Source organism: Tabrizicola sp., assembly GCF_051645465.1.
GTDB lineage: Bacteria > Pseudomonadota > Alphaproteobacteria > Rhodobacterales > Rhodobacteraceae > Tabrizicola.
Map to the genome: position 1 here is coordinate 1 of NZ_JBOFBI010000263.1, position 3234 is coordinate 3234.

General features: G+C 61.3%; 4 protein-coding genes. 2 read left to right on the plus strand and 2 right to left on the minus strand.

Annotated features, from left to right (window positions below; translation table 11 throughout):
• Positions 1-326 (plus strand): single-stranded DNA-binding protein (locus ACRCSW_RS17085; protein WP_438706856.1); only part of this gene is annotated, 326 nt, incomplete at its 5' end.
• 78 nt (positions 327-404) lie between these two features.
• On the opposite strand, the gene ACRCSW_RS17090 is transcribed toward ACRCSW_RS17085, so the two are convergent.
• Together ACRCSW_RS17090 and ACRCSW_RS17095 are read right to left on the minus strand one after the other, a co-directional pair.
• Positions 405-707, minus strand: coding sequence for a hypothetical protein (locus tag ACRCSW_RS17090; protein WP_164615674.1), 303 nt, complete (start codon positions 705-707; stop codon positions 405-407).
• Positions 704-1627, minus strand: a complete 924-nt coding sequence (locus ACRCSW_RS17095) for a hypothetical protein (protein WP_438706857.1) — start codon at positions 1625-1627, stop codon at positions 704-706. The genes ACRCSW_RS17090 and ACRCSW_RS17095 overlap by 4 nt, the downstream gene beginning before the upstream one ends.
• Before the next feature lie 222 nt (positions 1628-1849).
• On the opposite strand from ACRCSW_RS17095, the gene ACRCSW_RS17100 reads away from it, so the two are divergent.
• Entirely contained in the window at positions 1850-3046 is a 1197-nt protein-coding gene (locus ACRCSW_RS17100) for a DUF932 domain-containing protein (protein WP_438706858.1), read from the plus strand.
• Positions 3047-3234 lie beyond the last annotated feature (188 nt).

Consider the following 3234-nt stretch of genomic DNA (forward strand, 5'->3'; position numbering starts at 1 on the left):
CCAACTTCACCCTGGCCACCTCGCGGCCGCGCCTCTCGGAAGGTCGCGTGATGCGCGACGAGAACGGCTACCGGGTCATGGACACCGAATGGCACCGCATCACCTGCTTCAACGGTCTCGGCAAGACCGTCGCAGAGCATTGCGAAAAGGGCATGAAGGTCCTCGTCCACGGTCGCATCCACTACACGAAGTGGACCGACGCAGCCGGTGTCGACCGCTACGGCTGCGAGATCATCGCCGAGAAGGTCGACTTCCTGAGCCGCCCGAAATCGGCCGAGGGTGAAAGCCCCGAGCTGGTCGACCGCGACGACGAGATCCCGTTCTGAGGAACGGGGTCCACCCGAAAGGGCCCGGCGGGGAAACCCGTCGGGCTCCGCCAACCGCGAATGACACCAAGAGGCAAACTACGATTGCCCTTCGTGCCAATCTCGTATGGAGCGGCAAAGCTTGCTCATCGCCAAGCCGGTGAGCATTCCGCTGGTCAGAAATGGGACGCCCTCGGAGAACTTCGGTTCCGCTTCACCGTCTGCGATGAAATGAAACGTGCCAGTCTCCTCGGCTTCGTTCTTGTCAAAGAACCATGTTCCAAGAAATTCAGCGTCGCGGGTCACGACATCGCCGTTCTCGGCGCCGTCCTCTGCCCCCATCAGGTTGATCGGATATCTGAGTTCCACGGTCTGCAACTGCCTCGCTTCGATCGGTTTCATTCTCCGGCGTCACCCATGGTCGAAAGTCGCTCCTTTGTCGCCAGCTGATCTCCGACCTCCGGCAATTGAACTCGGCGCGTTTGCGGAACCACGGGACCCGCGCCACGGATATGCGGCATGCGAAACACCTTCTCGGGCCTGGCCATGTGCCGCATGTAATGCCCCGCTACCCAGTGTGCACGCCGCTTTCCCAAAGGGTCTTCCGGATCTCGCTCTACTTGCGCTGCCTTCAGCTGGATCCGACCTGCGGAACCCAGCCGAACACGGGTAACAAGCGTGTCGGGAAGCGGCTTCCCTGCCTTTTCAGCGCGCCGCCGCTCAGGGCGACTGATCGCCTGAACGTCCTCGGTTTCGATCATGCCATTGTATTTCAGCATCGAACACATTGTGGCCACGACCGCCACGAAGTGGCTGCAGACCTCGCTTTCGCTTTTTAGGGCCGCCTCACCATTTGGGTGCTTCGGTCCCAACAGCGCCGCTTCATAGGTCGGGGTAAAGATCAATTCGCCTTTCAGGCCCGAGGATTTCAGAACCAAGAGACTAGGGACGATCCCGTTCGCGGTAACGATCATGCGCTGCGTGTACATGCAGTCATCCACCACCGTTGTCAGGGCAACATAGGAGCCTTCACCGGCCGGGTCTGGGCACTCGACAAGGAGTGCCGGAAACGGGAACTGGGCCTCCCGGTATATTTCCTCGCGGCCAGCAGGCTTCGTGCCGTAGGCGAGGTCGGTCAGCATTTGGACCGTTTCTTGGTCGATCCGATAGTGCTGCGCATAAGACAAGACATGCAACTGCCTGTCGCGAAACTCCAGCATCCGCGACATCAGCTCCGGGGAGATCCCATCCGTGAAGGGGCCGTTCGTGTCCAGGAAGCTCTGCGGGTAGGTTTCAAAGAACTTGGTCAATGTGTCGATCATCAATTTGCCTTCGTGAAGCCGCCCGATCTCTTCGAACTGGGTATTAATGCGAGAGGGTGCAAGCCCCGGCCACGCTTCATGAGTCTGCCGGTTTGTGGCCCAGACGAAGATCGTACGGCCACTTGTCCGGCGAGGAGGGAGAGTTCGAGTTGGGCTGGTTTTCCGATGACGGGTTGAGGGTCCGGGAGAGTGGCTTCCGGCAACCGTCGCGGAGCGTGACAAATGGGAGTTCAAGCAGTTCTGGAACCGGTTCGGGCGGGCAAGGGGGGCTGGAAGGTCGATGTCGGCCGGGGTGAGCGGAATGGGCGGGTGTCGTCCGAATGGTTCAATCGGCCGGATGACGAGCGGTATCTCTCGCTCGATGATCTTTGGGCCAATGTGAAGGGTCGGTCCGAGCGGAGCTGCAGCCGCGTGGTGCAAACGGCCGACATCCGCGTCGAGGCCTCGCGCGACAATGCCGAGCGCATGCAGCTGATCCTGCCGAAGGCGGAAGCGCCGGTCGCGCCGACGCATTGGGCATTTGGCCAGCTTGCCAGCATCGTTGGCGCTCCGGCCTCCTACCTGCGGCAGTTGCCGGCGCCGCTGGCTGGGATCAACCTGCAATACGGTCTGAGCAACCACCGCGCTGAGCAGGTGAAGACTTATGAAACCGAGGATGGCCGCACCGAGCTGCGCGCCGTGACCGGCCCCGACTACGGTCGCATCCATGACCACGAGCTCGTGGAGGCTGTGCAGCGTATCGCGGGCAACGGCACCGGCGACACCCGGTGGAAAGTGCCGGGCGTGCTCGATTGGTCGACCGGGGTCTACAACCCCGATGTCGAAATCAGCCGCGATACGACCACGCTCTATGCCTCGGACCGGGATGTGTTCCTGTTCCTGGTCGATGACCACAACCCGATAGAGGCGGGGCGGCTGGCCGATGGCTCGCCGGATCTCTACTTCCGGGGATTTTACTGCTGGAACTCCGAGGTCGGCGCGAAAACCCTTGGAATCGCGAGCTTTTATCTCCGTGCCGTGTGTCAAAACAGGAATTTGTGGGGCGTTGAAGATTTTCAGGAGATCACCATCCGCCATTCAAAGTATGCAGCCTCCCGCTTTGCCCATGAGGCGGCACCGGCGCTGACGCGGTTCGCCAATTCTTCGCCCATGGGCTTTGTGAACGGCATCAAGGCGGCGCGGCAGCAGATCGTGGCGCGGACGGATGACGAGCGCGACGACTTCCTCAGGAAGCGCGGCTTCTCCAAGACTGAATCCGGCAAGATCATCGAGAAAGTGCTGATGGAGGAGGGTCGCCCGCCCGAGAGCATTTTCGACTTCGTACAGGGCATCACCCGACTAGCCCGCGACAAGACCCAGCAGGATGCGCGTCTCGACATGGAGGGGCGCGCGAAGAAGCTCCTCGACCGGGTTGGGTGACCCCTGGCGGGGCAGGGAGCTCTTCCTCCCCTGCTCCGTGACCAATCGCCATTCCCCTTCCTCTTCCCGGCAAACCCACCCGCCATCTGAGTGATGCCGGGTGGTCTTTGTCTCAGCCCAAGGCGCAAAACCTCCATGACCCAATTTTCTGAACAGTCCGCCTCCTTCACGCAAGACCGAGGGTCCCG